The organism is Cupriavidus yeoncheonensis (genome assembly GCF_905397275.1).
In the GTDB taxonomy this organism is placed as follows: Bacteria; Pseudomonadota; Gammaproteobacteria; order Burkholderiales; family Burkholderiaceae; genus Cupriavidus; species Cupriavidus yeoncheonensis.
In genome coordinates, this window is record NZ_CAJPUY010000009.1 from 111186 (window position 1) to 137209 (window position 26024).

At 66.2% G+C, this 26024-nt stretch carries 24 protein-coding genes and 1 pseudogene; 12 read left to right on the top strand and 13 right to left on the bottom strand.

The window, feature by feature from the left end:
• Positions 1 to 46: 46 nt before the first annotated feature.
• From KHO22_RS14080 to KHO22_RS14090, 3 genes are all read right to left on the bottom strand, one after another.
• Positions 47 to 772, bottom strand: a complete 726-nt coding sequence (locus KHO22_RS14080; protein WP_211947758.1) for a histidine phosphatase family protein — start codon at positions 770 to 772, stop codon at positions 47 to 49.
• 85 nt (positions 773 to 857) lie between these two features.
• Positions 858 to 1637, bottom strand: a complete 780-nt coding sequence (locus tag KHO22_RS14085; RefSeq protein ID WP_211947759.1) for an oxepin-CoA hydrolase, alternative type — start codon at positions 1635 to 1637, stop codon at positions 858 to 860.
• 42 nt (positions 1638 to 1679) lie between these two features.
• Positions 1680 to 3203 (bottom strand): 3-hydroxyacyl-CoA dehydrogenase, encoded by a 1524-nt coding sequence (locus KHO22_RS14090; RefSeq protein ID WP_211947760.1) that lies wholly within the window; start codon positions 3201 to 3203, stop codon positions 1680 to 1682.
• Positions 3204 to 3386: 183 nt separating this feature from the next.
• On the opposite strand from KHO22_RS14090, the pseudogene KHO22_RS14095 reads away from it, so the two are divergent.
• Positions 3387 to 4029: pseudogene (locus KHO22_RS14095) on the top strand (glutathione S-transferase).
• Positions 4030 to 4099: 70 nt separating this feature from the next.
• Here KHO22_RS14095 and KHO22_RS14100 read toward each other — a convergent pair.
• Entirely contained in the window at positions 4100 to 5272 is a 1173-nt protein-coding gene (locus KHO22_RS14100; protein WP_211947761.1) for a pyridoxal phosphate-dependent aminotransferase, read from the bottom strand.
• Positions 5273 to 5361: 89 nt separating this feature from the next.
• Positions 5362 to 5886, bottom strand: coding sequence for a putative toxin-antitoxin system toxin component, PIN family (locus KHO22_RS14105; RefSeq protein WP_211947762.1), 525 nt, complete (start codon positions 5884 to 5886; stop codon positions 5362 to 5364).
• A 39-nt stretch (positions 5887 to 5925) separates the two neighbouring features.
• Here KHO22_RS14105 and yaaA point away from each other — a divergent pair, with 39 nt between their 5' ends.
• Positions 5926 to 6711 carry a peroxide stress protein YaaA gene (gene yaaA / locus KHO22_RS14110; RefSeq protein ID WP_211947763.1) on the top strand — a complete coding sequence of 262 codons (786 nt, stop codon included), beginning with the start codon at positions 5926 to 5928 and terminating at the stop codon, positions 6709 to 6711.
• A 23-nt stretch (positions 6712 to 6734) separates the two neighbouring features.
• Positions 6735 to 7877: a M14 family metallopeptidase gene (locus KHO22_RS14115; RefSeq protein ID WP_211947764.1), complete on the top strand. Its 1143-nt coding sequence runs from the start codon at positions 6735 to 6737 to the stop codon at positions 7875 to 7877.
• Between the two features lie 61 nt (positions 7878 to 7938).
• Here KHO22_RS14115 and KHO22_RS14120 read toward each other — a convergent pair whose 3' ends face one another.
• The 3 genes from KHO22_RS14120 to KHO22_RS14130 all read right to left on the bottom strand — a co-directional run bounded on the left by KHO22_RS14120 (position 7939) and on the right by KHO22_RS14130 (position 10823).
• The gene (locus KHO22_RS14120; protein WP_368013927.1) at positions 7939 to 8727 is read right to left on the bottom strand and encodes a BspC domain-containing protein; all 789 of its coding nucleotides are present in this window, start codon (positions 8725 to 8727) and stop codon (positions 7939 to 7941) included.
• A gap of 205 nt (positions 8728 to 8932) precedes the next feature.
• The gene (locus tag KHO22_RS14125) at positions 8933 to 9823 is read right to left on the bottom strand and encodes an N-formylglutamate amidohydrolase (RefSeq protein WP_211947765.1); all 891 of its coding nucleotides are present in this window, start codon (positions 9821 to 9823) and stop codon (positions 8933 to 8935) included.
• Between the two features lie 13 nt (positions 9824 to 9836).
• On the bottom strand, positions 9837 to 10823 hold the full coding sequence (locus KHO22_RS14130; RefSeq protein ID WP_211947766.1) for a tripartite tricarboxylate transporter substrate binding protein BugE: 987 nt from the start codon (positions 10821 to 10823) through the stop codon (positions 9837 to 9839).
• 134 nt (positions 10824 to 10957) lie between these two features.
• Between KHO22_RS14130 and KHO22_RS14135 the strand changes: the two genes are divergently transcribed.
• Positions 10958 to 11869 carry a LysR substrate-binding domain-containing protein gene (locus KHO22_RS14135; RefSeq protein ID WP_211947767.1) on the top strand — a complete coding sequence of 304 codons (912 nt, stop codon included), beginning with the start codon at positions 10958 to 10960 and terminating at the stop codon, positions 11867 to 11869.
• Positions 11870 to 11916: 47 nt separating this feature from the next.
• Here KHO22_RS14135 and KHO22_RS14140 read toward each other — a convergent pair whose 3' ends face one another.
• From KHO22_RS14140 to KHO22_RS14150, 3 genes are read right to left on the bottom strand one after another with little or no spacing between them, the layout of a single operon-like run.
• Positions 11917 to 13092 (bottom strand): vWA domain-containing protein, encoded by a 1176-nt coding sequence (locus KHO22_RS14140; RefSeq protein ID WP_211947768.1) that lies wholly within the window; start codon positions 13090 to 13092, stop codon positions 11917 to 11919.
• Between the two features lie 35 nt (positions 13093 to 13127).
• Positions 13128 to 13721, bottom strand: a complete 594-nt coding sequence (locus KHO22_RS14145; protein WP_211947769.1) for a GNAT family N-acetyltransferase — start codon at positions 13719 to 13721, stop codon at positions 13128 to 13130.
• The gene (locus tag KHO22_RS14150; RefSeq protein ID WP_211947770.1) at positions 13721 to 14620 is read right to left on the bottom strand and encodes an AAA family ATPase; all 900 of its coding nucleotides are present in this window, start codon (positions 14618 to 14620) and stop codon (positions 13721 to 13723) included. Before KHO22_RS14150 ends, KHO22_RS14145 begins: the two co-directional genes overlap by 1 nt.
• Positions 14621 to 15189: 569 nt before the next feature.
• Between KHO22_RS14150 and KHO22_RS14155 the strand changes: the two genes are divergently transcribed.
• Positions 15190 to 15537, top strand: coding sequence for a c-type cytochrome (locus KHO22_RS14155; protein ID WP_211947771.1), 348 nt, complete (start codon positions 15190 to 15192; stop codon positions 15535 to 15537).
• Between the two features lie 14 nt (positions 15538 to 15551).
• Complete coding sequence (locus tag KHO22_RS14160; RefSeq protein WP_211947772.1) at positions 15552 to 15950, top strand: c-type cytochrome; 399 nt, start codon at positions 15552 to 15554, stop codon at positions 15948 to 15950.
• Between the two features lie 110 nt (positions 15951 to 16060).
• Here the strand turns inward: KHO22_RS14160 and KHO22_RS14165 are convergent, their stop codons facing one another.
• Both KHO22_RS14165 and KHO22_RS14170 read right to left on the bottom strand, forming a co-directional pair.
• Positions 16061 to 17092, bottom strand: coding sequence for an FAD:protein FMN transferase (locus tag KHO22_RS14165; RefSeq protein ID WP_211947773.1), 1032 nt, complete (start codon positions 17090 to 17092; stop codon positions 16061 to 16063).
• A gap of 8 nt (positions 17093 to 17100) precedes the next feature.
• On the bottom strand, positions 17101 to 17532 hold the full coding sequence (locus tag KHO22_RS14170) for a c-type cytochrome (protein ID WP_211947774.1): 432 nt from the start codon (positions 17530 to 17532) through the stop codon (positions 17101 to 17103).
• A 224-nt stretch (positions 17533 to 17756) separates the two neighbouring features.
• Between KHO22_RS14170 and nosZ the strand changes: the two genes are divergently transcribed.
• The 6 genes from nosZ (at position 17757) to KHO22_RS14200 (ending at position 26017) form a co-directional block, all read left to right on the top strand.
• The gene (gene nosZ, locus KHO22_RS14175; protein ID WP_211947775.1) at positions 17757 to 19691 is read left to right on the top strand and encodes a TAT-dependent nitrous-oxide reductase; all 1935 of its coding nucleotides are present in this window, start codon (positions 17757 to 17759) and stop codon (positions 19689 to 19691) included.
• Between the two features lie 106 nt (positions 19692 to 19797).
• Positions 19798 to 22431 (top strand): 4Fe-4S binding protein, encoded by a 2634-nt coding sequence (locus KHO22_RS14180; RefSeq protein WP_211947913.1) that lies wholly within the window; start codon positions 19798 to 19800, stop codon positions 22429 to 22431.
• The gene (locus KHO22_RS14185; protein ID WP_211947776.1) at positions 22428 to 23711 is read left to right on the top strand and encodes a nitrous oxide reductase family maturation protein NosD; all 1284 of its coding nucleotides are present in this window, start codon (positions 22428 to 22430) and stop codon (positions 23709 to 23711) included. Before KHO22_RS14180 ends, KHO22_RS14185 begins: the two co-directional genes overlap by 4 nt.
• Positions 23686 to 24639, top strand: a complete 954-nt coding sequence (locus KHO22_RS14190) for an ABC transporter ATP-binding protein (protein ID WP_211947777.1) — start codon at positions 23686 to 23688, stop codon at positions 24637 to 24639. The genes KHO22_RS14185 and KHO22_RS14190 overlap by 26 nt, the downstream gene beginning before the upstream one ends.
• Entirely contained in the window at positions 24636 to 25499 is an 864-nt protein-coding gene (locus KHO22_RS14195; RefSeq protein ID WP_211947778.1) for an ABC transporter permease, read from the top strand. The genes KHO22_RS14190 and KHO22_RS14195 overlap by 4 nt, the downstream gene beginning before the upstream one ends.
• Positions 25499 to 26017, top strand: a complete 519-nt coding sequence (locus KHO22_RS14200; protein WP_211947779.1) for a nitrous oxide reductase accessory protein NosL — start codon at positions 25499 to 25501, stop codon at positions 26015 to 26017. The genes KHO22_RS14195 and KHO22_RS14200 overlap by 1 nt, the downstream gene beginning before the upstream one ends.
• Positions 26018 to 26024 lie beyond the last annotated feature (7 nt).

A 26024-nucleotide genomic window follows, 5' to 3' on the forward strand; every position in this document is an offset into this window, starting at 1 on the left:
TGTTCTGATGGTATCGGGTATGACGTTCGGTGTTCGGGCTGGCGCCTCAGGCAGCGGGCTGCCGTCCGCGCAGGTACTGGTGCAGCAGGACTTCCATCGTGGTGTGGCGCGTGCCGCTGTGCACCGGCGTGGGCGGCGAATAGTTGGTCATGCGCACGACCCAGTCGAGCGCATCGTCGCCCATGTCCAGCACATTGATGCAGCCCGCGGTCTGCAGCAGCGAGCCGAAGAATACGCGCCGGCCGCAGGTGATGGCCTGAGACAGGATGGCGCGATTGGTGGCGCCGTGCAGGACCAGCAGCAGCGTATCCCAGTCCGGCTGATCGCGCAGGCGTTGCAGGGCCGGCAGGACGCGGTCCAGGAACTCGCCGACGGTCTCGCCGTTCAGGAAGCGCTTGTGCTCGGGTACTTCCCCTTCGAAGGCGCCGACGAAGGCGTCGCGCAGGTCCTCGGTCGCAATGGCCGACAGGTCGCCACCACGGATTTCGCGGAGTTCCGGCCAGATCTCGGGCACCACGCCCTGCATCGCCGGCAGTTCGGCCAGCACGCGCTGCGCGGTTTCCACGGTGCGCGGCAGGCCGCTGACGATGACGCGGTCGAAGCGGATGTTCTCGGCTGCGAAGGCGCGCCCGGCGGCGGTGGCCTGCATGCGGCCGGTCTCGTTGAGCGGCACCATTTCAGGCAGTGCCGGACGGCCGCCTTCATCGAAGTATGAGACGGCGCCATGGCGCATCAAGTAGATGCGGCGGCGTGAGGACGGTGGCAATTCCATGCATGTCTCCCATTCTTGGGCAGACCCGTCTTGCGCGGGCTGGCTGCGGCGGCGCCGTGAGGCGCCGCGTTGTTCAGTGCAACGTTCAGCGGTAGCGCGGCTTGCGCTTTTCGAGGAAGGCGCTGATGCCTTCGCCGCCGTCCGGGTGGTGCAGCGCGGCCACGAAATTATCGCGCTCGGCCGCCAGGTGTTCCGTCAGCGAGGCCGAGGCCGCATGGTTGATCAGGCCCTTGATGCGGCCGACCGCATGCGGCGACTGCTCGGCCAGTCCCTCGGCCAGGCGCAGGGCTTCGGTCAGCGCCTGCCCTGGCGGCACCACGCGGTTGACCATGCCGAACTGCGCGAGCCTGGCGGCATCGACCGGCCTGCCTTCCATCATCAGCTCGCTGGCCAATGCGCGCGGCAGCGCGCGCGCCAGTTCGTACGAGCCGCCGCCGTCGGGCGTCAGGCCCACCTTGACGTAGGCCATGACGAACTTGGCGTCGCTCGCGGCCACCACAAAATCGCAGGCCAGCACCACCGAGAAGCCCGCGCCGGCGGCCGGGCCTTCCACTGCCGCGATGACCGGCTTGGGAAACGCGTGCAGCGTTTCGATCCAGTGGTTCAGCGTCTCGATGCTTTCCGCCTGGACCGCGGGCGGCTTCGAGCGGTTGCCGAGCAGCCGGTTCAGGTTGCCGCCGGCGCAGAAGATGCCGTCGGCACCGGTGATGATGACCGCGCGCAGCGAATCATCGCTGGCGGCGGCGTTCAGCGCCTCGAACGAAGCGGCGTAGATGTCCGGATGCAGCGCGTTGCGCGCTTCCGGGTTCGAGATGGTCAGCACCAGCGTCGCGTCGACGCGGGAGGAAAGCAGTTGCGCGGTCATGGGCAGCCTCGGGTGTTGCGGGGGTGGGGGAGCCGAGGCTCCTCAGTTCTCTTCGGTCAGCAGCGACAGGCCCAGGCCCGCACGGCGCCACAGCCACGGGCTCGGACGGTAGCGCATGTCGCCGGTCAGGGCTTCCATATTGCGCAAGGTCTCCAGCACCAGTTGCGGGCCGACGGCATCGCCCAGGGCCAGTGGTCCCTTCGGGTAGCCCAGGCCCAGGTTCACGGCCAGGTCGATGTCCGCCGGCGAGGCAATGCGCTGCTGCGCGATATCGCTGGCGATGTTGATGATGCAGCAGAGCACGCGCTGGGCCACGAAACCGGCCGAGTCGCGGATCACCGTGACCGGCACGCCGTCGCTCGCGAACAGGCCGTGCGCGGCGTCGCGCGCGGCGGCGCCGGTGGCGGGCGTGGTCATCAGCGTGCGGCGCCTGGTGGCGTCGAACGGCAGCAGGGTGTCGATGGCCACCGTGCGCGAGGCGTCCAGGCCCTGCTGGAGCGCCGTGGTGGTGGCGTCCAGTCCCAGCGGCGTAACGACGATCAGCGCGTCGGCGGACGGCTGGTCGCCGCTCTCAGGCGTAACGCCGAGCGCGCCGAGCAGCTTCGCCACCATGGCGTGGCCGCGTTCATTGGCGCGGCTGACCCACACGCTGGCCGGACGTGCCGACGGGACCGCGGCCGTGGCCGGAACCTGCTTCTGGCCATCCACGTAGCGGTAGAAGCCGGCACCGGCCTTGCGGCCGACCAGGCCGCCGACCGAGCGGATCGCCGTGATCGGCGACGGGCGGTAGCGCGGCTCCTGGTAGAACTGGTTGTAGATCGACTCCATCACCGGGTGCGACACATCGAGCCCGGTCAGGTCCATCAGCTCGAACGGCCCCATGCGGAAGCCGGCCTGCTCGCGCATCACGTTGTCGATGTCGGCGAACCCGGCCACGCCTTCCTGCGCGACCTTGAGGCCTTCGATATTCATGCCGCGGCCGGCATGGTTGACGATGAAGCCCGGCATGTCCTTGCAGCGCACCGGCGTATGGCCCATGCGGCGCGACAGCGCCATCAGCGCATCGCCCACGGCCGGGTTGCCGGACAGGCCGTCGATGACCTCGACCACCTTCATCAGCGGCACCGGGTTGAAGAAGTGGTAGCCGACCACGCGGCCCGGCTCCTTCGCGCCGACGGCGATCGCCGTGATCGACAGCGACGAGGTGTTCGAGGCGATCACCGCGTCGGGACGCAGCACGGCTTCCAGCTTCGCCACGAGATCTCGCTTGACTTCGAGCTTCTCGACGATGGCTTCCACCACCATGTCGCAGCCGGCCAGGTCTTCGAGCGCGCCGCACGGCTTCACGCGGGCCAGCGTGGCCTCGGCGTCGGCCGCCGTGATCTTGCCTTTTTCGGCCAGCTTGCCGAGCGTATCCTGCAGATACTTGCGCGCGGCCTCCACCGCTTGCGGGTTGGCGTCGTACAGGTTGACGGTCAGGCCCGCCTGCGCGGCGATCTGGGCGATGCCGCGGCCCATGGCGCCGGTGCCGACGATGCCGAGCGTGTCGATGGTGAAAGTGCTCATATTGCGTCCCTGAAGTTGTGGTTAAATTAGCACGATCGTACGTTTTATGCATCTTTCCGGAAATGGCCGGAAGGCAGGCGGCGTGCGCTGATCGGCCAGTCCGGCGGTACCAGAAGACCGGGATGGTTCACAATCGCTGCAGGCTTGTGCCCGCAAGCGTGGATTCCAAAGGAGAGAGACGAGATGCTGAAACTGTGCGGATTTGCCGCGAGCAACTACTACAACAAGGTCAAGCTGGCACTGCTGGAAAAGAATGTGCCGTTCGAGGAGGTGCTGGCGTGGATCGGCGAGACCGACCTGGCAGCGACGCCAGCGGGCAAGGTGCCCTACATGATCACCGAATCGGGCTCGCTGTGCGAGTCGGAGGTGATCAACGAATACCTGGAAGCCGCCTATCCGCAGACGCCGCCTGCTGCCGCGCGATCCGCTGCAGGCCGGCAAGGTGCGCGAGATCGTCACTTTCCTGGAGCTGTACCTGGAACTGACCGTGCGCGAGCTGTATCCGGAAGCGTTCTTCGGCGGCAAGGTCAGCGATAACGTGAAGGAGCGCCAGCTCAAGCTGCTGACGCGCTACATCCCGGCGTTCGCCAGGCTGGCGAAGTTCTCGCCCTATATCGCGGGCGATACCTTCACGCTGGCCGACTGCGCCGCGGCGGTCCACCTGCCGCTGGTGTCGTCGTGCACGAAGATCATCTACGGCAAGGACCTGCTGGCCGACCTGCCGGTCAAGGACTATCTGAAGACGCTGTCGGAGCGGCCGTCGGTGCAGAAGGTCAATGCCGACCGCAAGGCGAATACCGAGTTGATGTTGAGCCGGAACAAGTAAGCACGGCTGCCGTGCCAGACGCAAACGCCCGCGGCATGCCGCGGGCGTTTCTGTTTCTGCTGCGCGGCTCTCAGAGCTTTGCCAGCCGCTCCAGCGCCAGTGCCAGCGTCTCTTCCTTCTTGGCGTAGCAGAAGCGCACCACGCCGGATTCACGCGGCTGCGTGTAGAAGGCCGAGACCGGGATCGCCGCCACGCCGATCTCGCGCGTCAGCCACATGGAGAAATCCGCCTCGCTCAGGTCGGAGATCGCGGAGTAATCCACGCACTGGAAGTACGTGCCTTCGGACGGCAGCAGCTTGAAGCGCGTGCTGGCCAGCCCCGCGCGGAAATAGTCGCGCTTGGCCTGGTAGAAGGCGGACAGTTCCAGGTACGGCGCCGGGTCGGCCATGTAGTCGGCCAGGCCATGCTGCACCGGCGTATTCACGGTGAACACATTGAACTGGTGCACCTTGCGGAATTCCGCCGACAGCGCCGCCGGCGCGGCCACGTAGCCGACCTTCCAGCCGGTCACGTGATAGGTCTTGCCGAAGCTCGAAACCACGAAGCTGCGCCGTGCCAGTTCCGGATGGCGCGAGACCGAGGCGTGCGGCTGGCCGTCATAGACCATATGCTCGTAGACCTCGTCCGACAGCAGCAGGATGTCGGTGCCGGCCAGCAACTGCGCCAGCTTGTCCATGTCGGCGGCACGCCAGATCGTTCCGGTCGGGTTGTGCGGCGTGTTGATGAGGATCATCCGCGTGCGCGGCGTGATGGCCGCGGCCAGGCGGTCGAACGGCACGCGGAACTCCGGCGCTTCCAGCGTGACCGGCACGGCGGTCGCGCCGGCCAGCTCGATCGCGGGCAGGTAGCTGTCGTAGCACGGCTCCAGCACGATCACCTCGTCGCCGGGATGCACCGCACAAAGGATGGCGGTGAGGATGCCCTGCGTGGCACCGGCCGTGACGGTGATCTCGCTTTCCCAGCTGTAGCGGTGGCCGTACACCGTGGCGATCTTGTCGGCGATGGCCTGGCGCAGGCGCGGCACGCCCGCCATCGGCGGGTACTGGTTGTGGCCGGCGCGCATGGCGTTGGTCACGGCATCGACGATGCGCGGATCGCAATCGAAATCCGGAAACCCCTGTCCCAGGTTGACGGCGTTCTTCTCGGCCGCCAGCGCCGACATCACAGTGAAGATCGTGGTGCCGACCGACGGCAGGCGCGACACGGGCGGGGTCAGCGGGGCAAGGGTGGAATCTGCGGACATGGCTGCGACGATGGAGTGCAATGGCGGAAAACGGCTTGCCGGACCGGCTGCGGCGGCAACAGCGGCCATTCTAAAGGGATTCGGGGCGATCAGGCTGCGGCGGCAAGCGCGGCCAGCCACTGGCCGAATGCGGGCGGCGTCATCACTTCCACGCCGCTGGAACGGCGCAGCCGGCTCCTGAGCTTGAGCACGGCCTTGTCCTTCGACACCAGGCAGGCGGCCCCGGAAAAGTGCGCGAGCTCGACGAACTTCTGGTCGTCGGTGTCCTTGCAGCGCGGCAGCCGGATGGCGTCGGCGTGTTCCTGGGCGGGCAGGGGCTCGAGCGTGCTGAAGCGGTCCACGACCGCGAGCGCCGCTTCGATATCGACGGCAAAACGCGCGAATTGCGGATAGGCCAGCACACGGCGCAGTTCTTCGCGGCAATCGGCGCGGATGACCGGCGCGATGGTGCCGGCCTCCAGAGCGGCGCGGATCGGCGTGACGTGCGGGTCGCCGAAGACCAGCAGGTCGACCCAGATATTGGAGTCCAGTACCACGCGAGGGGCTGGGCTGGCGCCGGATGTGATGTCGGCGGGGCGGGGCGCTGAGGTGTCGTCGGAAGTCGGGTTGGTCATTCGCTACAATCTTGGCTTTGTGTTTCCCGCAATTCTGCCATGCTCATCGTCCTGTCCCCCGCGAAGTCCCTGGACTACGAGACCCCCGCGCGCATCAAGACCCATACGCTGCCCCGTTTCATCGACCGTTCCGCCGCGCTGATCGCGCGCCTGCGCAAGCTCGCGCCGCAGGACGTCGGCGCGCTGATGGACATCTCCGACAAGCTTGCGGTGCTCAACGTCACGCGCTACGCGGACTGGTCCGAGGCGTTCACCGCCGCCAACAGCAAGCAGGCGGTGCTGGCTTTCAACGGCGACGTGTACGACGGCTTCGATGCGAAGAGCCTGTCGGCCGATGACCTGGGCTTCGCGCAGAAGCATGTGCGCATCCTGTCCGGCCTGTACGGCGTGCTGCGCCCGCTGGACTGGATGCAGCCTTACCGCCTCGAGATGGGTACGCGCCTCGATACCGCCGCGGGCAAGGACCTCTATGCGTACTGGGGCGACGATGTCACGCAGCTGCTCAACGCTGACATGGCCGGCCTCAAGCACGAGGGCGCGCCCACGCTGGTCAACCTGGCGTCGGAAGAATATTTCAAGGTGGTGCGCCCCAAGGTGCTGAATGCGCGCATCATCACGCCGGTGTTCGAGGACTGGAAGGGCGGCCGCTACAAGATCATCTCCTTCCACGCCAAGCGCGCGCGCGGCACCATGGCCCGCTATGCGGTCACGCATCGCGTCACGGAACCGGCCGCGCTCAAGCGCTTTGCCGAAGACGGCTATGCGTTCGATGCCGCCGCCTCGGACGACGGCCGCTGGGTCTTCCGCCGCCGCCTCGAAGACTGAACCCCTCCACGGAGCTGCCCGCCATGACCTCAGGCCTGCATATCTCGACCCACTTTGATTCCGGCGCGATCGAAGTCGAAGCGCTCGACCATGCCGACGACATCCGCCTGCGCATCCGCGCCGATTCCCACGCGGACTTCCGCCAGTGGTTCCACTTCCGCCTGCAGGGCGCGGCGGGGCAGGCGTGCCGGCTGCAGTTCCTGAACGCCGGCGAGTGCACCTATCCGGACGGCTGGCGCGACTACCGCGCGGTGGCATCGTACGACCGCGCCAACTGGTTCCGCGTGCCGACGCGCTATGACGGCCAGGTGCTCGCCGTCGAGTTCACGCCCGAACATGACAGCGTGTGGCTGGCGTACTTCGAGCCCTATCCGGAAGAGCGCCACCTGTCGCTGCTGGCGACCTGCCAGCGCTCGCCGCTGGCGAAGCTGTCGCACCTCGGCAGCACGGTCGATGGCCGCGATCTGACCCGCGTCACCGTGGGCCAGCCCGGCCCCGGCAAGAAGACCATCTGGATGATCGCGCGCCAGCATCCCGGCGAGAGCATGGCCGAGTGGTTCTGCGAAGGCGTGCTGCAGCGCCTGACGGGCACCGGCATGTGGGCGCATGACCCGGTCGCGCGCCGGCTGCTCGAACGCACCGTGTTCCATATCGTGCCGAACATGAACCCGGACGGCTCGGCGCGCGGCAACCTGCGCACCAACGCCGCCGGCGCCAACCTGAACCGCGAATGGATGACGCCGAGCCCGGACACGAGCCCCGAGGTCTGGCACGTGCGCCGCGCGATCGAAGCCACCGGCTGCGACCTGTTCTTCGACATCCACGGCGACGAGGGCCTGCCCTACAACTTCGTCGCCGGCAGCGAGATGCTGCCGAGCTTCACCGAGAAGCAGCGCGACGAGCAGGCACGTTTCATCGAAGCGTTCAAGCGCGTCACGCCCGACTTCCAGGACGTGCACGGCTATGCGGCCAGCAAGTACAACGCCGACGCGCTCAAGCTGGCGTCGAAGTACATTGGCCACACCTTCGGCTGCCTGTCGCTGACGCTGGAAATGCCGTTCAAGGACAACGCGGACCTGCCCGATGCCGTAGTCGGCTGGAATGGCGCGCGCAGCGCGCTGCTGGGCACGGCGATGCTGGCGGCAGTCCTGGAGTTTCTAGGCTGAGGCCGGCCGCAGCGAGCAACGAAGGCCCGCCGTCATGGCGGGCCTTTTTGCATGGGGTCGGCTACTGCTTCTTGCTCGTGCTCTTGCCGGTCGACTTGGACGAAGACGAGGACGCCTTGGCCGAAGACTTGCCCGATGAACTGCTCTTGCTCGATGCCGTCGACGAGCCCTTGGACTTGCCGCCCTTCGCGCCCTTGTGGCTCTTGCCGGCGGAGGCGTGGCCGGACGTCTGGACGGCCGGCGCGGCCGCGGGTTCCGAGATCGTGGCGCCGCTGCCGTCCAGCAGTTCATAGGCCAGCATCATGCCCTCGTCATAGCCGCAGCGGACCTTGACCGGCTGCCATGGCTCCTCGCCGCGGCGCTTGTGCGCCAGTGCGGCGAATGTCACCACGGAGTTGACCGGAACGGCCTGCTTGCCCTGCGAGAAGCGTCCGTTCCAGGATTCCACCGTGGCCTGGCCGCTGGCGAGCGCGCCAGTGGGGATCTTGAGCGCGTCGTAGGTGGCCGAGCGCGGCACGACCCAGCTGGCATGCGCAGCGCAGTCGGCGACGTCGCTGGTGGCGCTCTCCGTCTTCATCAGCTGCTCGCGCATCTTCGCGCGGTATTCGGCAAGGCTGACGCGACCACGGTCGGGCAGGTTGATGGTCTTGGTCGGCTCGGTGGCGGGCGCTGCCGGGGCGGGCGCGACGGCGGGGCGGGCGGGTGCGGCCGCGGCCGCGGACTGGCTGCTGGCGGCGTCGGTGCCATCAGCCGGCATGTTGGCGCAGCCCGCCAGCACCAACGCACCGGTTACTGCGGCGGCCAGCATGCTGAGGCGGCTGCCGATCAGTCTGGAAATTCGTCGGATCACGGTGTCTGTCTTGCCATTCCGGCAAGCGTGGGTTCGCAAAGGATTGCCATGATAGAGGAAACCTATCTTGCAAAGTTCCTAAACTTTGTTACCCATTCTTCTAATACATCAATGATCGCGAGGCCATATCAGAGAGCCTGTCTGTTATGCAACTGAGGTGAACCCGGATGCAGCGCGCTGCATCCGGGACACTTGCTGCCGCGGCTCAGCGCAGGGCGCGAGCGGGCATGGAGCGCGTGAACTTCAGCAGCTCGTCGAGCATGGTGTTCAGATCGTGCCGCAGCTTGGCAAAGCCGGCGGTGTGGCTCAGGCCTGCTTCGTCCATGTAGAGCTTGCGGTTGATCTCGAGCTGGAGGCTGTGGCGGCCGGTCTGCGGCTGCCCCACCACGCGCACGATTTCCACGCCCTTGTACGGGTGGTTGCGCCAGACGTCATAGCCCATGTCCTTGAGCACGCCTTCGACGCGGTCGGTGAAGCGCTTGTCGCAGGTGGTGCCGTCACGGTCGCCGACGACGAAATCGGGGTGTTGAAGCCCCGGGAACTCGGTGGCGTATTGCGCCGCCTGGCTCGGCATCGAATGGCAGTTGATGTGCCATGCCGCCCCGTGCTCGGCAACCGCATGATCGGCCAGCTTCTGCAGTTGCGCGTAGTAAGGCAGGTAGCAGCGGTTGATGCGCGACTGCACTTCTTCGATGCTCAGCTTGCGGTCATAGATCGCTTCGCCGGTGTCGAGCACGCGCCAGACCAGGCCCTTGCCGAGACGGGTCTTGGCGGTTACCTGCTTCGCGCCGGGCCACGGCGCGTCGAGCAGGGCTTCATCGATTTCCTCGAGCGCGCGGTTGGCGTCCAGGTAGCTGCGCGGAAAGCCCGCGCACAGCAGCGGAATGCCGCGTGCCGGGGCGCCCGCGTAGAGTTCGTCGACAAAGGTGTCTTCGGCCTGCCGCAGCAGCGGCAGGGGCAGGCTCGCATCCGGGCGGAAGTCCGTGGGATAGACGGTGGCGCTGTGCGGCGAGTCAAGGAACAGCGCACTCACCGGGCCCTCCGGCTGGTAAAGCTGGTACGGACTGTCCGCGGTATTTCGGTCTGCTTCGGTCATGGTACGGCGGCAATCAGTCGAGGGAGATCTTGGCCGCGACGGCCACGCGCTTGTTCTTGGCCACTTCGCTCTTGATCTGCGCGGCAAACTGCGCAGGCGAGTTGCCCACCGGCGTGGCGCCCAGCTTTTCCAGTTTAGCCTTCACCTCGGGCAACGCCAGCACCTTGATCGCTGCCGCGTTCAGCTTGCCCTGCAGGTCGGCCGGCAGGTTCGCGGGGGCGATCAGGCCGAACCATGCGGCGTCGTTCACCTCGGGCAGGCCCAGTTCGGCGAAGGTCGGCACATTCGGCAGTGCCGCCACACGCTTGGGCGCGGCCACGGCCAGCGCGCGCAGCTTGCCGCCTTCGATGAACGGCAGCGACGACGGCAGGTTGTCGAACAGCACCTGGACCTGGCCGGCCAGTGCGTCGTTCAGCGCCGGGCCGACGCCCTTGTATGGCACGTGCAGCAGTTCGGTCTTGCTGCTCATCTTGAACAGCTCGCCCATCATGTGCGACACGCTGCCGTTGCCGGCCGAGCCATAGGCCAGCTTGTTCGGCTGCGAGTGCGCCAGCGCGATGAACGACTTCATGTCGGTGGCCTTCACGGACGGATGAATGCTCATCACATTGGGCACGGAGGCCAGGTTCGTGATGGTCGTGAAGTCCTTGGTGGCGTCATAGGACAGCCGCGGGTACACCGCCGGGTTGATGCCGTGTGTCGAGGCCGTGGCGATGCCGAGCGTGTAGCCGTCCGGCGCGGCCTTGGCCAGGTAGGCGGTGCCGATGCTGCCGCCCGCGCCGCCGCGATTGTCGACCACCACGGCCTGGCCGAGCTGCTGGCCCAGCTTGTCGGCGACGATGCGCGCCACGATATCGGTCGTGCCGCCGGCCGGGAACGGCACCACCAGCGTGATCGGCTTGTTCGGATAATGGGTCTGGGCTGCGGCGGGCAGCGCCGCGCAGGCGGCAAAAGCGGCCGAGGCCGCGACGAGAACGCGGAAAACTTGTCGACGTTGCATGGTTTTTGCGGAGCAGGAAGGAATCGGAGCGGGGAGAAAAGCGGTTTCCCCGATTCTGCTCGCGCCAGCAAGGCGCCGGCAAACGAAATAAAATCGCACGATCATTCCATTTGGTCGTGAAGTTGAGGTGATGTATGCGGCGTATGATGCCGTCGATGACCGAGTTGCAGGCATTTGAGGCGGCTGCCCGCCACAATAGTTTCACTGCCGCCGCCCGGGACCTGCATGTGACGCAGGGGGCGGTCAGCAAGCAGGTGCGCAGCCTGGAATCGCTGCTCGGCGTGGAACTGTTTGAACGGGTGCGGCAGCGGCTGGAGCTGACGCCGGCGGGGGCGCGCTACCTGGAGCGTATCCGTCCGACGCTGGATGAAATCGAGGCCGCGACGGTCGAGGCGGCGGGCCGCGAGCAGCAGGCCGGGACCCTCCATATCGCGAGCATGCCGACGCTCGGCGCCAAGTGGCTGATCCCGCGGCTGCCCCAGTTCTTCGCGCGCCACCCGGAAGTGAAGCTGGAATTCATCCCGCACGCTCAGGGCTATGTATTCGACGAGCCCGAACTGGACGCGGCCATCCGCTTCGGCGTGGGCGTGTGGCCGGGCAGCGTGGCGGACTACATGATCGGCCGCGAAATCGTGCCCGTGTGCCGGCCGGGCTTGCTTGGCGAACCGCCGCACGGCACGGTGGGGTCGCCCGACGCATTGCTGCGGTATCCGCTGTTGCACCACACTACGGTGCCGGAAGCGTGGCCGGACTGGTTCGCGGAACTTGGCGTGCCCACGCGCGACGCGTGGGCCGGCGCGCGCTTCGACCAGTTCTCGCTGCTGACGCAGGCGGCGTTGTCGGGGCTTGGCATCGCCCTGATCCCGCGTTGCCTGATCGAGGAAGAGCTGGCCAACGGCGCGCTGGTAGTCGCGCATCCGGCGCGGGTGCTGAGCAACAAGGGCTATTACCTGTGCTATCCCGAGCACAAGCAGCATCTGCCGGCCCTGCAGACCTTCCGCGCGTGGCTGATGGAGGGCGCCGACGAAGGACGAATCCTCATCTGAAAAAAAGAGGCGCCCCGCAGGCGCCTCTCGTCGTTGTTCGACAACCCTTACTTCGACAACACCTTCATTGCCGATTCCAGTCCTGCCAGCGTGACGGGATACATGCGTCCCTTCATCAACTGGTTGATGACCGTGATCGACTGGCGGTATTGCCACAGGCCTTCCGGTTCCGGGTTCAGCCAGACGAAGTGCGGGAACTGCTCGGTCATGCGGTTCAGCCACACCGAGCCGGCCTCGGCGTTGTTGTACTCGACCGAGCCGCCGGGCTGCAGGATCTCGTACGGGCTCATGGTGGCGTCGCCGACGAAGATGATCTTGTAGTCGGGCGTGTACTTGTGCAGCAAGTCCCAAGTCGCCAGCTTTTCCGCGTGGCGGCGGCGGTTGTTCTTCCACACGTGGTCGTACAGGCAGTTGTGGAAGTAGTAGTACTCGAGGTGCTTGAACTCGGTCTTGGTGGCCGAGAACAGCTCTTCCACGCGCTTGATGTGGTCGTCCATCGAGCCGCCGACGTCCATGAGCATCAGCACCTTGACCTTGTTGTGGCGTTCGGGGCGCAGCTTGATGTCGAGCAGGCCGGCATTGGCGGCCGTGGCATGGATGGTGTCGTCCAGGTCCAGTTCGGTGTCGGCGCCTTCGCGCGCGAAACGCCGCAGGCGGCGCAGCGCGACCTTGATGTTGCGCGTGCCCAGTTCGACCTGGTCGTCATAGTCCTTGTAGGTGCGCGCTTCCCACACCTTGATGGCCGTGCGGTTGCCCTTGGACGGTCCGCCGATGCGGATGCCCTCGGGGTTGTAGCCGCCATGACCGAACGGCGAAATGCCGCCGGTGCCGATCCACTTGTTGCCGCCTTCGTGCTTTTCCTTCTGCTCTTCGAGCAGTTGCTTCAGGCGTTCCATGAGCTTGTCGAGTCCGCCCATGGCCTCGATCTTGGCCTTTTCCTCGGCCGAGAGCTCGCGCTCGAGCGTCTTCTGCAGCCAGTCGAGCGGAATGTCGGACTTCCAGTCGACCAGGCTTTCCACGCCTTTGAAGTAGGCGCCGAAGGTCTGGTCGAACTTGTCGAAGTGCTTCTCGTCCTTGACGAGCGTCATGCGCGACAGGTAGTAGAACTCGTCGATCGACGGCGTGATGACCTGGGCCTTGAGCGCTTCGAGCATGGTCAGGTATTCCTTGACCGAGACGGGCAGCTTGGCGTGGCGCAGCGAGAAGAAGAAATCGATCAGCATGGTGCCTCGCGATCAGTGGCAGCAGGCGGCGCGCATCAGCGCGGCCGCTCGAGCTGGAATTGCAGGTGATTGCGCACCGCCGGCCATTCGCTGGCGATGATCGAGAACACCACGGTGTCGCGCAGCGATCCGTCCGGCATGCGCGTGTGGTTGCGCAGCACGCCGTCCTGTTTCGCGCCCAGGCGCGCAATGGCCGTGCGGCTCTGGTGGTTCATCCAGTGCGTGCGGAACTCCACGGCGATGCACTCCAGCTGTTCGAACGCATGACGCAGCAGCATCAGCTTGCATTCGGTGTTCAGCGGCGTGCGCTGCACGCGGCACGCGTACCAGGTGGAACCGATCTCCACGCGCCGGTTGGCCGCGTCGATGTTCATGTATGTCGTCATGCCCGCCAGCTCGCCATCGGCGTCGCGCACCGCGAACGGCTGCATCGAGCCTTGCTCCTGCAGCCCCAGGCGACGCGCGATCTCGGCCTCCATGCGCTCCGGCGCGGGCACGGTGGTGTACCACAGCTTCCACAGGTCGCCGTCGGCGGCCGCGGCGCGCAGGCCTTCCGCATGCTCGGCCCTGAGAGGCTCGAGCGTGGCGTGCCGGCCTGACAGCGTGACGGGTCGGATGAAGTCGCTCATCAGCGGTTGGCGCGGTTCATGAACACCAGACGCTCGAACAGGTGCACATCCTGTTCGTTCTTGAGCAGCGCGCCGTGCAGCGGCGGGATCGCGGCCTTCTTGTCCGGGCTGCGCAGCGCCTCGGCGGGAATGTCCTCGGCCATCAGCAGCTTGAGCCAGTCGATCAGCTCCGACGTCGACGGCTTCTTCTTCAGGCCCGGCAGGTTGCGCATCTCATAGAACGATTCCAGCGCCGCGGCCACCAGTTCGCGCTTGATGCCGGGGTAGTGGACGTCGACGATCTGCTGCATCGTCTCGGCATCCGGGAACTTGATGTAGTGGAAGAAGCAGCGGCGCAGGAAGGCGTCCGGCAGTTCCTTTTCGTTGTTCGAGGTGATGATCACCAGTGGACGATCCCTGGCTTTCACGAGCTCGCGCGTCTCGTAGACGTAGAACTCCATGCGGTCGAGTTCGCGCAGCAGGTCGTTCGGGAATTCGATGTCGGCCTTGTCGATCTCGTCGATCAGCAACACCACCTGTTCGTCGGCTTCAAAGGCCTGCCACAGCACGCCCTTGACGATGTAGTTGCGGATGTCATGCACGCGGTCATCGCCGAGCTGCGAGTCGCGCAGGCGTGACACGGCGTCGTACTCATACAGGCCCTGCTGTGCCTTGGTGGTCGACTTGATGTGCCATTGCAGCAGCGGCATGCCCAGCGCCGCGGCCACTTCCTCGGCCAGCATGGTCTTGCCGGTGCCCGGCTCGCCCTTGATCAGCAGCGGCCGTTGCAGCGTGCGCGCGGCATTGACGGCCAGCTTGAGGTCGTCGGTGGCGACATACTGGTCACTGCCCTCGAATTTGACCTGCTGGCGGACCTGCTGGGAGGAGGCTTGGGCGGAAGCGTTGGCGGTGTTTGACATGAGGCAACCTGAAGTGGACGGCCGGGTATCTGGCCGGATGAGGCCGGGTCGGCGTGTTTAGCGCAGTCTCTTCGCGCTGTCACGCGCGCTATCGTTATGGAAACCGGACCCGCCTTGCGGTGCCATGGCGCCATGGCATCATGGCACCGTTGACTGGCAGCATCCGCGAACGGTCGTTCGGAATTCCTGGATGGGTCAGTATAAAAGACCTTTGCGGTTCGTGTTGGAGCCGGCTGACATTAGGGTTGCTCCCCGGTCGGCGGCTGGACTGCCAGGTGCCGCCTGCTGTACAATGCGGCGGTTTGACGCGCCCCCACGTCCAGTTCTCCAGCATCCGGCAGTCCGCGTTCAGAAGTCCCCGCGGTCCGAACGGGTCGCGGTGATTTGTGATTGCGAGAGGTGGTTCCAGAATGGTGTTCCACATCCCGGCAATGAACCGGATGCGACAGTGTGGTGGATTGCTACCCGGCAATGCCACCGGCTGCCAGGCTTCCCGCAGAAGCATTCTGAAACCGTCTCCGCCCGGCAGGGCAGGTCACGCACGGTTTAACTTCCAATCCGCTAAGACAATGAAAAAGCTCCTCACGATGGTGGTGCTGGGCGCGGCTGCAACGGCAGCGCTGGCACAGGAAGTCAAGGGCAATGGAGACGCTGCCAAGGACAAGGTTGCAATGTGCATCGGATGCCACGGCATTCCGGGCTATCGTGCGTCGTTCCCCGAAGTCTATGAAGTCCCGATGCTGGGCGGCCAGAGCGCCAAGTACATCGAGAACGCACTGAAGGGCTACCAGAAGGGCGATCGCAAGCATCCGACCATGCGCGGCATTGCGGCCACGCTGACCGACCAGGACATCGCCGACGTGGCGGCCTACTACTCGCAGCAGAAGGCCGGTTCGCAGAACAACACCTTGAAGTGAGAGACACCGCAACCATGAAGACGCTTCAGACGCTTTCGTTCGCGATTGGCGCACTCGTGCTGGGTGCCTCCGCAGCCACTGCCTCGGCAGCCGATCTCGCCGCCGGCAAGGCGCTGGTGGAGAAGGGCAATTGCGTGGCCTGCCACGGCCAGGGACTCAACGCCCCGATCTCGCCGGACTATCCCAAGCTGGCCGGCCAGCATGCCGACTACCTCTACCACGCGCTGATGTCGTACCAGGTTTCGGGTGTGCCGCAGGTGGGCCGCTCCAACGCGATCATGGCCGGCCAGGTCAACGCCAACCCGGCCGTCACGGACAAGGCCGGCAAGCCGCGCCCGTTCACGCGCAAGGAACTGAAGGACATCGCCGCCTACATCGAGTCGCTGCCGGGCGACCTGGTGCTGAAGAAGTAAAAGACCCCGCGGCGATTTTTCGGCTGCTTTTTCGCCTGCTTTTTCGTCTTGTGGTCGCCAGGAGCCGCTTCCCGTCAGGGGGCGGCTTTTTTGCGTCTGGACGGCTGTCCCTATGCCATGCGAAGGCGCCGCGACATGCCCTCCGACATCCACGGCTGCCCGGCTCCGGCAATCAGCGCGTCGACGCCGCGCAGTGGCGCCAGCAATTGCCTGCCCGCAGCTTCGCCGGCCACCATGATCGCGGCACCCAGTCCGTTGACGGCCTCGATGGAGGGCGCCACCAGCGTGACGCCATGCGGCCCGTCGGTCGGCATGCCGGTACGAGGATTCAGGACATGGTGGTAGCGCTGGCCATGGCGGAAGAAGCAGCGTTCATAGTCGCCTGATGACGCGACCACGCCGTTGCTGACCGACAGCACCCCCAGCAGCCGTTCCGGTGCACGAGGATCACGCACGCCCACGCGCCAGTCCCGTCCCTGAAGCTGGCCGCTCGCCATGACATCGCCACCGCCATTGACCATGGCGTCATGCAGCCCGTGGCGGCGCAGCGTCTGCATGCCTGCGTCAAGGATCGGCAGCTTGGCGATGCCGCCAAGGTCCAGCCGCATGCCGGGCCGGCGCAGCAACACTTCGCCGCGCGTTTCGTCGAGCATGACCTGGCGGTAGTCCACCAGCGGGCGCTCGCGCGCAAGCTCGACGGCATCGGGAACATGAACGCCGGGCGCCTCGAAGCGCCAGCCCGCGTAGGCGCCGATCGTCACGTCGAAGGCGCCCTGGCTGCGCGCGGAAAGGTCCGCCGCTGTGCGCAGCAACGCGAACAGTTCCGGGGACACGCGCGCCGCGCGGCGTCCCGCGCAGCGCTGCAGTTCGCCCACTTCGCTGTCCGGCCGGTAGCGGCTCATCCGCTGCTCAAGGCGAGCCATCTCGGCCAGGGCCGCGATCATGCCAGCGCGGGCCATCGATGCGCTCGCGCACTGGACCACGATGTCGACGCGTGTGCCCATGAGCGGCTGCGAAACGCGATGCACCGCGGGGTCGGCCAGTGCCGGCCGTACGAACATGCCGGTGGCCAGCAGGGACAGACCGCCCATACCGCGCAGGCTGCGCCGGCGCCCGGCATCGATGATTCGGGGCTTCTGCATGATCGGCTTCAGCGCGAACGGGCGACCATGTAGTCGACAGCGGCCTTGACCTTGTCATCCGGGAGGGACGGGTTGCCGCCGCGCGCGGGCATCATGCCCTTGCTGCCGGTGAAGCCTTCGAGCGCGTGCTGGTAGAGCACGTCATTGCCCTGTGCGATGCGTGGTGCCCAATCGGCCTTGTCGCCAGGCTTGGGCGCGCCGGCCACGCCAGCCGCGTGGCACATGGCGCAGACCTGGCCGAACGTGCTTTTGCCAAGCGCATTCTCTTCGCCGCCATTCGCTTGCGCTGCACCGGCTCCCGCGGCAGGTGTGGTGGCCGCGGCGACGGCCACCGGCTGAGCGGATTGCGCAGCGGGTACTGCAGGGTCTTGTTTTCCACAGCCGGCCATTGCAATGGCGGCGGCGGATGACAGCATTACTAGCAGGGTTTTTTTAAGCATGACAGTTCCTTCGGCTCGATAGATGGGCGAATGATTTCTCGCGCCGCTTATTCTGTCCGCTCTGCATTTTTAAAGATGCATTTCAGATGCACATCTAGCAATTCCATGACGATGGTCAATTCCACAAGGAGCGAGTGAATTGAAGATTCCGATCCGGATACAGAAGAAAGAAAAGTCGGCGGAAATTCATCCGCCGTTTGCAACGACGGATCGAGGAATCGAAGATGAGCAGGCAATTGCAGGAGCATGTGTCGCAACCGGATACGCCGGCGGCGCCCGGGCGGCGGCGCTTCATCGGCACCGCGGCGCTGGCCGGTCTGGCCGGTGTTGCGGCATGCACGGACAAGGGCGGCAACGCGGCCACGGCCGCACCGGCGGCGGCCAGTGGCGGCGCCGCAGCGGCGCACGAGGCCGCCAGCATTCACCTGAAGCCCGGCGAGCTCGATACCTACTATGGCCTCTGGAGCGGCGGCCACGCAGGCGATATGCGGGTGCTCGGGCTGCCTTCGGGCCGCGAGATCCATCGCATTCCGTGCTTCGTGCCCGATGCGCTGGTCGGCTGGGGCATTACCAACGAGTCCCGCGCGGTCATGGGGACGCGGCCGGACGGCAACCTGAAGTACACCATCGGCGATACGCACCACGTGCATGCGTCCTACAAGGACGGCAACTACGATGGCCGCTATGCGTGGGTCAATGACAAGATCAATTCGCGCCTGGCACGTATTCGCCTCGACTACATGGTCTGCGACAAGATCACCGAACTGCCCAATGTGCAGGGCTTTCATGGCATCTTCCCGGACAAGCGCGACCCGGTCGACCAGAAGATCAACTACACCACGCGTGTGTTCTGCGGTGCCGAGTTTGCCATCCCTCTGCCCAATATCGCGACCGAAGACGCAGGCAAGTACCGTTCGCTGTTCACTTGCGTCGATGCGGAAACAATGGAGGTGCGCTGGCAGGTCCTGATCGACGGCAACTGCGATCTGGTGGCGACGTCCTACGACGGCAAGCTGGCCGCCACCAACCAGTACAACACGGAAATGGGCGCCCACTACGAGGACATGATGTCCGCGGAGCGCGATGCCTGCCTGTTTTTCAACGTGGCGCGGATCGAGGCCGCGATCAGGGACGGCAAATTCAAGCGGATCGGCGACTCGAAAGTCCCCGTGGTGGATGGCACGCATGCCGCGAACCAGGATCCGAAGACCGCGCTGACCGCCTATGTGTCGGTGCCCAAGAACCCGCACGGCGTCAATGCCAGCCCGGACCAGAAGTACTTCATCTGCGCGGGCAAGCTGTCGCCGACCGGTACCGTGATCGAACTCGCGCGCGTGCTGGACTGGTTCGACGGCAAGCTCGACAAGCTCGACGACGCCATCGTCGCCGAGGTGGAGCTGGGCCTGGGGCCGCTGCATACGGCATTCGATGGCCGCGGCAATGCCTACACCACGCTGTTCCTCGACAGCCAGGTCGTGAAATGGAATGTCGATGCGGCAATCCGCTTCCACAAGGGCGACAAGAATGCCAAGTACGTCATCGACCGGCTTGACGTGCAATACCAGCCTGGACACCTGAACGCCTCGCAATCCGAGACCGTCGCGGCGGACGGCAAGTATCTCGCCGTGGGCTGCAAGTTCTCCAAGGACCGCTTCCTGCCGGTCGGGCCGCTGCATCCGGAGAACGAGCAGTTCATCGATATCTCGGGCGACAAGATGGTGCTGCTCGCCGACCATCCGGTGCATAGCGAGCCGCATGACTTCATCATCTTCAAGCGCGAGCTGCTGCACCCGAAGCAGGTCTATGCGCTCGATGATTTTCCCAATGCGGTCAAGGATCCGAAGGACTCGGGCGTATTCCGCAATGGCCGCAAGGTCACGGTCAGGATCACCTCGCAGGCGCCGGCATTCAGCCTGCGCGAGTTCAAGCTGAAGAAGGGCGACGAGGTCACGCTGATCCTGACCAACCTGGACAAGATCGAAGACCTGACGCATGGCTTCGCGATCCCGAAGTACAACGTCAACTTCATCGTCAATCCCCAGCAGACAGCGTCGGTGACATTCATCGCCGACAAGCCGGGGGTGTTCTGGTGCTACTGCACCCACTTCTGCCATGCGCTGCACCTGGAAATGCGCAGCCGCATGATTGTCGAAGCCTGAGCCGGAAAGCGTTCGACATCCGGGGCCACGCCTGCCTGGCGCGTGGCCCCCGGGGCAGCACACTGCCCACACCCCCGATGGCATCCCCATGTTCGCGAACAACACAATGCGCAAGCCGGGCCAGTGGCTCGTCTTTCTGATCACCGCATGGCTGCTGCTGTCAAGCGCTCCGGCCGCGCGCGCCGCAGCCTACGAAGCCGCGCTGCCGCCGGGCCTGGCGCAAGCGCCGGACCTGTGCGCGCTGCTGCCGTGTGCCGAAGTGCTGCCCGGTGCGACGAGCTTTTCCCACCGCAAGGGCCAGCCACCTTATGTGGAAGCCTACGGCAGCGCGCCAGACGGAGCGAAGAAGCTGCTGGGCTACGTGATGCTGTCGACTGACATCACCGATACGCCAGCCTATTCCGGCAAGCCCGTGGTCACGCTGATCGGCATGGACACGCAGGGGCGCTATGTCGGGATCAAGGTGCTCAAGCATTCGGAGCCCATCCTGTTGCTGGGCATTCCTGAATCGGCGCTGCTCAATTTCAACCAGCAGTACCTGGGCAAGTCCGTCGCCGACAAAGTCGAAGTCGGCCAGTCGCGTCCGGATGAAGGCGTGGTCGGCGTCGACGCGATTTCCGGCGCCACGGTGACGGTGATCGCGCAGAACCAGGTGCTGACGACAGCGGCCGCGGCCGTGGCGCGGCAGGTCGGGATCCTCGCGCCGTCCCACCGCGAGCCGGCGAACTTCGCGGCTGCCGGCAAGCGCTACGGCTGGGCGGAGATGGCAGCGATGGGCGCGGTGCAGCGCCTGCTGGTCCGCCCGGCACAGGTCGGGCTGCCGGCGGCCTCGGGCCCGTTCATCGAACTCTGGTTCGGCGACCTGAACCATCCGGACCTCGGGCGCAGCCTTCTCGGCGATGCGGGTTGGCAAGGCCTGCGCAGCCAGCTCGGTGCCGGCGAGCAGGCCATCTTCGTGATCCGCACGGCAGGGGCCGAGTCGTTCAAGGGCTCGGGCTTCGTGCGCGGTGGCATCTACGACCGCGTGCAGGTCCGCCAGGGCGCGGATGCCTTCACGTTCCACGACCTGGATTACCTGAACCTCTACGGCATTGCCGCCGAAGGTGCGCCGTCGTACACAGAGTCGGCCATCTTCGTGATTCGCAAGCCGGCGTTCTCGGCAGCGTATCCGTGGAAGCTTTCGTTTCTGGGCAATCGCGTCGACCGCGCCACCGGCGTGCGCAGCTTCGCCAGCTTCGACGCGCCTTACTGGCTCCCGGACGCGCTGCTGCAGGGCGGCCGCCCCAGGGTGGAGGAGTCGGAGGCCGCGTGGCACAAGGTGTGGCGCGCGCGCCTGCCGCAGATCGCGCTGTTTGCCGCGCTGCTGTGTGCGGTCACGATCGTCTACGCGCTGCGCGACCGGCTGACACGCCGCGCGACCCACAGGAACAAATGGCCGGTCAATGGATTCAAGTACACGGCATGGGCCATCAGCGTCGTCTTCGTCGGCTTTGGCGCCATGGCGCAGCCGTCGGTCACGCAGGTGCTGACATGGTTCCACTCGCTGCTGTTCCAGTGGAACTGGGCACTGTTCCTCAGCGATCCCTTCATCTTCTGCTTCTGGGTCTTCATCATCCTGACCGTGTTCCTGTTCGGGCGCGGCCTGTTCTGCGGCTGGCTGTGCCCGTTCGGCTCCTTGTCGGAGGCGATCTTCAAGCTTGGCCGCCTGATCGGACTGAAGCGGTGGCAGCGCCAGTTGCCGCGCGCCTGGCACGACCGGCTGAAGTGGCTCAAGTACGGCATCTTCTTCGGGCTGCTGGCCGTGTCGATGTTCTCGATGGGGCTGGCGGAAGTGCTGGCGGAAGTCGAGCCGTTCAAGACCACGTTCCTGGTCGGCATCAGCCATCGCGCGTGGCCGTACGGGCTCTTTGCCTGCACGCTGCTGGCACTGTCGCTGTTCGTCGAGCGTCCCTACTGCAAGTATCTCTGCCCGCTGGGCGCGGCGCTGGCGATGCCCAGTACGTTCCGCTGGTTCGGCCTGCGCCGCAAGGTGGATTGCAACCAGTGCAAGGCGTGTGCGAACGGCTGCGGTTCGATGGCGATCGATGCGGACGGCCGCATCGACCATCGCGAGTGCCTGCACTGCCTGGACTGCATGGTGCTCTATACCGACGCATCGGCTTGCCCGCCACTGGCACGCGAGCGCAAACGCCGCGCGCGCGACGGCCTGCTCATCACGCCGATCGGCCGCGACGGCTATTTCATCCCGATCGAAACCGTGCCGGCAGCGGCGGCGACAGCGGCAGTGGCACCGGCGGCGGGTGGCAAGCCGCTCCGTGCGGACCCGCGCATGGCCACCGATCCGGTCACGCCGCCGTACGCGGGGACACGCGGCTGGCGCTGGATGGCGGCAGAGCTGCGCGACCATCTCTGGCCATGGAGCGCCGAAGGCTGGCACTCGACGCGGGCATTGCAGGTCGCGGGACTGGCCATCGCGCTCGCGGCGTCGGTGGCCTGGATGCTGGCCGCGGCCGGACGGCTTTCATCGGGCGCGGTGATCGGCTGGTGGTTCGGCTGGAGTGTCTACGAAGTGCTGATCCGCCTGAAAGGGCGCGCCTACGTCAAGGAAGGGCCCTGGTGGCGGGCAGGCTTCCGCAAGGCCTCGGTCATGGACATGCTGTGCTACGTCGGCTTCAAGAACCTGCTGACCGGCGCCGTGCTGTTCCTGGTGCTGAAGGGCGCCGGGGCGCTGTCGGGATGAAGCGATTCCTTGCCCTGCTGCTTGCCGGCCTGGCGATGTGCGGCGCGCAGGCGGCGACGACCTGGCACGTGCTGCCCGGCCAGGACCTGCAGGCGGCCATCGATGCTGCGCGCCCCGGCGACGTGATCGAGATCGCGAAGGGACGCCACGAGGGCAATTTTCTCGTGGACAAGGCGCTCACGCTGCGCGGCGTCGGACGCCCGACGCTGAGCGGCGGCCTGCGCGGCGACACGTTGCGGATCACCGCGCCGGATGTCGTGGTGGAAGGCCTGATCGTGCGCGACTCCGGCGACAGCCTGAAGGACCAGAATGCCGGCATCTACATCCGCCCCGGCGCCCACCGGGCGGTCGTGCGGCATTGCGACCTCACCTACAACCTGTTCGGGTTGTGGATCGAGAAGGCCGACGACGTTCGCATCGAAGGCAACACCATCACCGGCAAGCGCGACTACAACTCCGCGCAGCGCGGCAATGGCGTGCAGCTCTACAACACGCGCGGTGCCAGCATCGTCGACAACAACATCAGCTTCGTGCGCGACGCGCTGTACGTCGATGTCTCGCATCACGCGGTGTTCCGGGGCAACCGGCTGCACCACAGCCGCTACGGCACGCACTACATGAATTCCTACTACAACCTGTGGGAGGACAACGATAGCTATGACAACCGCGGCGGCCTCGCGCTGATGGAGGTGCGCGACCAGGTCGTGCGCAACAACCGCACATGGGGCAACGCGGACCACGGCATCATGCTGCGCACCTTGCAGGACTCGGTCATCGAAGGGAACGTCGTGGCCGGCAACCGGCGCGGCTTCTTCATCTACGACGTCGAGTACGCGCAGTTGCGCGGCAACCTGATCGTGAACAACGCCATCGGCGTTCACCTTTCGGCCGGGTCCACGCGCAACGTCGTGCAGGGCAACGACCTGATCGGGAATCGCGAGCAGGTCCGCTACGTGGGCGCGCACGACGAGGCCTGGGGCGGGCGCTCGCCTGCGGAGAAGGGACAGGGCAACTACTGGAGCAACTACCTGGGCTGGGACCGGGACGGCGACGGCATCGGCGACATGCCGTACGAGGCCAACGACCTGGTCGATCGCCTGGGCTGGCGCTATCCCGCCATGCGGCTGTTGCTCGGCAGCCCGGCGCTGCAGGCGTTGCGCCTTGCAGGCAGGCAGTTCCCGGTCCTGCGCGTGCCCAGCGTCGTCGACGCCTATCCGCGCATGCGGCCGGCCCGCAATAACTGGAGTGAATGGCGTGACAAGCAATATCAAGGAGAGTGACCTGGCAACGCCCGCCATTGCGCTGCGCGGGGTCGGCAAACGCTACGGTGCGCACCGCGTGGTGGACCACGTCGATTTCGTCGTCGGCCAGGGCGAACTGGTCGGGCTGATCGGCCATAACGGCGCGGGCAAGAGCACCTTGTTCAAGATGATGCTCGGGCTGGTGCCGCCAAGCGAAGGCGAACTGGTAGTGGCCGGAGCGTCCGTGGGCGGCCGCGGATTCAGGGCGGCCCGGCGCCGCATCGGCTACCTGCCCGAGAACCTGGTGCTTTATGACAATCTCAGCGGTCGCGAGACGCTGCACTTCTTCGCCCGGCTCAAGGGCGTATCGCCCGATGCATGCGAAGCGATGCTCGCCCGTGTCGGCCTGGCGGATGCGGCCAGGCGCCCTGTGCGCGAGTACTCCAAGGGCATGCGGCAGCGGCTCGGCTTTGCGCAGGCGCTGCTGGGCCAGCCGCGCGTGCTGTTCCTCGACGAGCCGACCAATGGGCTCGATCCCGCCGCGATCCGCGACTTCTACGAGATCCTGCTGGGGCTGCGCACGGCAGGCGTGACGATCGTGCTGACCTCCCACATCCTGGCCGAACTGCAACAGCGCGCGGACCGCTTCGCGGTGATGGCGGCGGGCCGCATGCAGGCAGTCGGCAGCGTTGCGGCGCTGCGCGCGCAGCTTGGCCTGCCCGTCACCCTGGCGTTGCGGCTGGAGCCGGGCGCGAGGCCCGCCGCCATCCGCCGCTTGCAGGCGGAGCCGGGACTGGCGCTCGAGATACGCGAGGGCGCGACCGGACAGGACCTGACGGTGCGCTGCGTGCCCCAGGCCAAGATGGCCGTGCTGGCGGCGCTGCAACCGCTCGGCCGCTGGCTCGACCTGCACATCCACGAGCCTTCGCTGGAAGATCTGTTCCTGGGGCTGGGGAGACCGGCATGATCCACTTCGAATTTCGACAGGTGGCCACGTTGGCGGGCAAGGAGTTCCGGGATCGCGTGCGCAATCGCTGGGTGCTGGCCGTGGCGCTGGTCTTTACGGTTTTCTCGGTCGCCATCAGTTATTTCGGTGGCGCGGAGCAGGGCACGCTGGGGCCGCGCTCGATCGAGTTCGTGGTCACCAGCCAGGTCAGCCTGGTGATCTACCTGGTGCCGCTGATCGCGCTGCTGCTCGGCTTCGATGCCATCGTCGGCGAGCGCGAGCGGGGCTCGCTCGACCTGCTGCTCGCCTTGCCGCTGACGCGGGGCGAACTGCTGCTGGGCAAATACCTCGGGCTGGCCGGGGCGCTGGCTTGCTCGACCATAGCGGGGTTCGCGCTGATGGCGGGCTTGCTGTACGAGCGGTTCGGCTGGCCGGGGCTCTACCCGTATCTTGGCTTCGTGCTGAGTGCCGTCCTGCTCGGGCTGGCATTCCTGAGCATGGCCCTGTTGCTGTCCGTGCGCAGCCGCGACCGTACCCGTGCATCGGGCATGGCCATCGCGCTGTGGTTCTTCTTCGTGCTGGTATTCGACCTGCTGCTGCTCGGGCTGCTGGTCGCCAGCAGCGGCCAGCCCGGCACTTCGGGTGGATCGGGCGGCTTTGCCGCCGGCCTGTTCAGCGGCGACTGGCTGGCCTGGCTGCTGCTGCTCAACCCGGCCGATATCTTCCGCATTCTCAATGTCTTTTCACTGGACCAGCTGCGCGGCCTCAGCGGCGTGGCCGGTATTGTCCCGCCGTCCCTGGCCGATCCGTGGCTGATGAGCGGGGCCATGCTGGCGTGGATTGCCGTGCCGCTGGTCCTTGCAGCCCGGAGGTTCCGTTGATGATAACCATGCGCCGTCGCTTATTGCTTGCCGCCGGTGGATTGACCGTCCTGGCAGCGTGCAGCCAGGTAAAGGAGGCCCGCGTGCAACCGGCCGAAATCGAGTCCGCCAGTACCTGCGACCTCGATGGCATGCTGCTGGCCGACTACCCCGGTCCCAAGGCCCAGATCTTCTATGCCGGCGATGCCCGGCCGCACTGGTTCTGCGACACCGTGGAGATGTTCCACACGCTGCTCAGGCCCGAACAGGCCAGGCCGGTGCGCGCGGTGTTCGTGCAGGACATGGCGCTCGCGGACTGGGAGAGTCCGCGCGGCCATTGGTTCGACGCCACCACGGGCGTGTACGTGTTCGGCAGCAAGCGCCGCGGGCCGATGGGCCCTGCCATCGCCAGCTTCCGCGACGCGGCCGGCGCCCGCGCCTTCATGGACGGCTACGGCGGGAAAATGCTGCGTTATGCGGAGGTCACGACCGGGATGGTCGACATCTGCGGCGGCGCGTCGAACGACGGCCGGATGTAGCGCCGCA

Excerpts from the sequence above, each read along its gene's own strand:
- KHO22_RS14080 (WP_211947758.1), bottom strand. The coding sequence starts at position 772 with ATGGAATTGCCACCGTCCTCACGCCGCCGCATCTACTTGATGCGCCAT.
- KHO22_RS14085 (WP_211947759.1), bottom strand. The coding sequence starts at position 1,637 with ATGACCGCGCAACTGCTTTCCTCCCGCGTCGACGCGACGCTGGTGCTG.
- KHO22_RS14090 (WP_211947760.1), bottom strand. The coding sequence starts at position 3,203 with ATGAGCACTTTCACCATCGACACGCTCGGCATCGTCGGCACCGGCGCC.
- KHO22_RS14100 (WP_211947761.1), bottom strand. The coding sequence starts at position 5,272 with ATGTCCGCAGATTCCACCCTTGCCCCGCTGACCCCGCCCGTGTCGCGC.
- KHO22_RS14105 (WP_211947762.1), bottom strand. The coding sequence starts at position 5,886 with ATGACCAACCCGACTTCCGACGACACCTCAGCGCCCCGCCCCGCCGAC.
- yaaA (WP_211947763.1), top strand. The coding sequence starts at position 5,926 with ATGCTCATCGTCCTGTCCCCCGCGAAGTCCCTGGACTACGAGACCCCC.
- KHO22_RS14115 (WP_211947764.1), top strand. The coding sequence starts at position 6,735 with ATGACCTCAGGCCTGCATATCTCGACCCACTTTGATTCCGGCGCGATC.
- KHO22_RS14125 (WP_211947765.1), bottom strand. The coding sequence starts at position 9,823 with ATGACCGAAGCAGACCGAAATACCGCGGACAGTCCGTACCAGCTTTAC.
- KHO22_RS14130 (WP_211947766.1), bottom strand. The coding sequence starts at position 10,823 with ATGCAACGTCGACAAGTTTTCCGCGTTCTCGTCGCGGCCTCGGCCGCT.
- KHO22_RS14135 (WP_211947767.1), top strand. The coding sequence starts at position 10,958 with ATGCGGCGTATGATGCCGTCGATGACCGAGTTGCAGGCATTTGAGGCG.
- KHO22_RS14140 (WP_211947768.1), bottom strand. The coding sequence starts at position 13,092 with ATGCTGATCGATTTCTTCTTCTCGCTGCGCCACGCCAAGCTGCCCGTC.
- KHO22_RS14145 (WP_211947769.1), bottom strand. The coding sequence starts at position 13,721 with ATGAGCGACTTCATCCGACCCGTCACGCTGTCAGGCCGGCACGCCACG.
- KHO22_RS14150 (WP_211947770.1), bottom strand. The coding sequence starts at position 14,620 with ATGTCAAACACCGCCAACGCTTCCGCCCAAGCCTCCTCCCAGCAGGTC.
- KHO22_RS14155 (WP_211947771.1), top strand. The coding sequence starts at position 15,190 with ATGAAAAAGCTCCTCACGATGGTGGTGCTGGGCGCGGCTGCAACGGCA.
- KHO22_RS14160 (WP_211947772.1), top strand. The coding sequence starts at position 15,552 with ATGAAGACGCTTCAGACGCTTTCGTTCGCGATTGGCGCACTCGTGCTG.
- KHO22_RS14165 (WP_211947773.1), bottom strand. The coding sequence starts at position 17,092 with ATGCAGAAGCCCCGAATCATCGATGCCGGGCGCCGGCGCAGCCTGCGC.
- KHO22_RS14170 (WP_211947774.1), bottom strand. The coding sequence starts at position 17,532 with ATGCTTAAAAAAACCCTGCTAGTAATGCTGTCATCCGCCGCCGCCATT.
- nosZ (WP_211947775.1), top strand. The coding sequence starts at position 17,757 with ATGAGCAGGCAATTGCAGGAGCATGTGTCGCAACCGGATACGCCGGCG.
- KHO22_RS14180 (WP_211947913.1), top strand. The coding sequence starts at position 19,798 with ATGCGCAAGCCGGGCCAGTGGCTCGTCTTTCTGATCACCGCATGGCTG.
- KHO22_RS14185 (WP_211947776.1), top strand. The coding sequence starts at position 22,428 with ATGAAGCGATTCCTTGCCCTGCTGCTTGCCGGCCTGGCGATGTGCGGC.
- KHO22_RS14195 (WP_211947778.1), top strand. The coding sequence starts at position 24,636 with ATGATCCACTTCGAATTTCGACAGGTGGCCACGTTGGCGGGCAAGGAG.
- KHO22_RS14200 (WP_211947779.1), top strand. The coding sequence starts at position 25,499 with ATGATAACCATGCGCCGTCGCTTATTGCTTGCCGCCGGTGGATTGACC.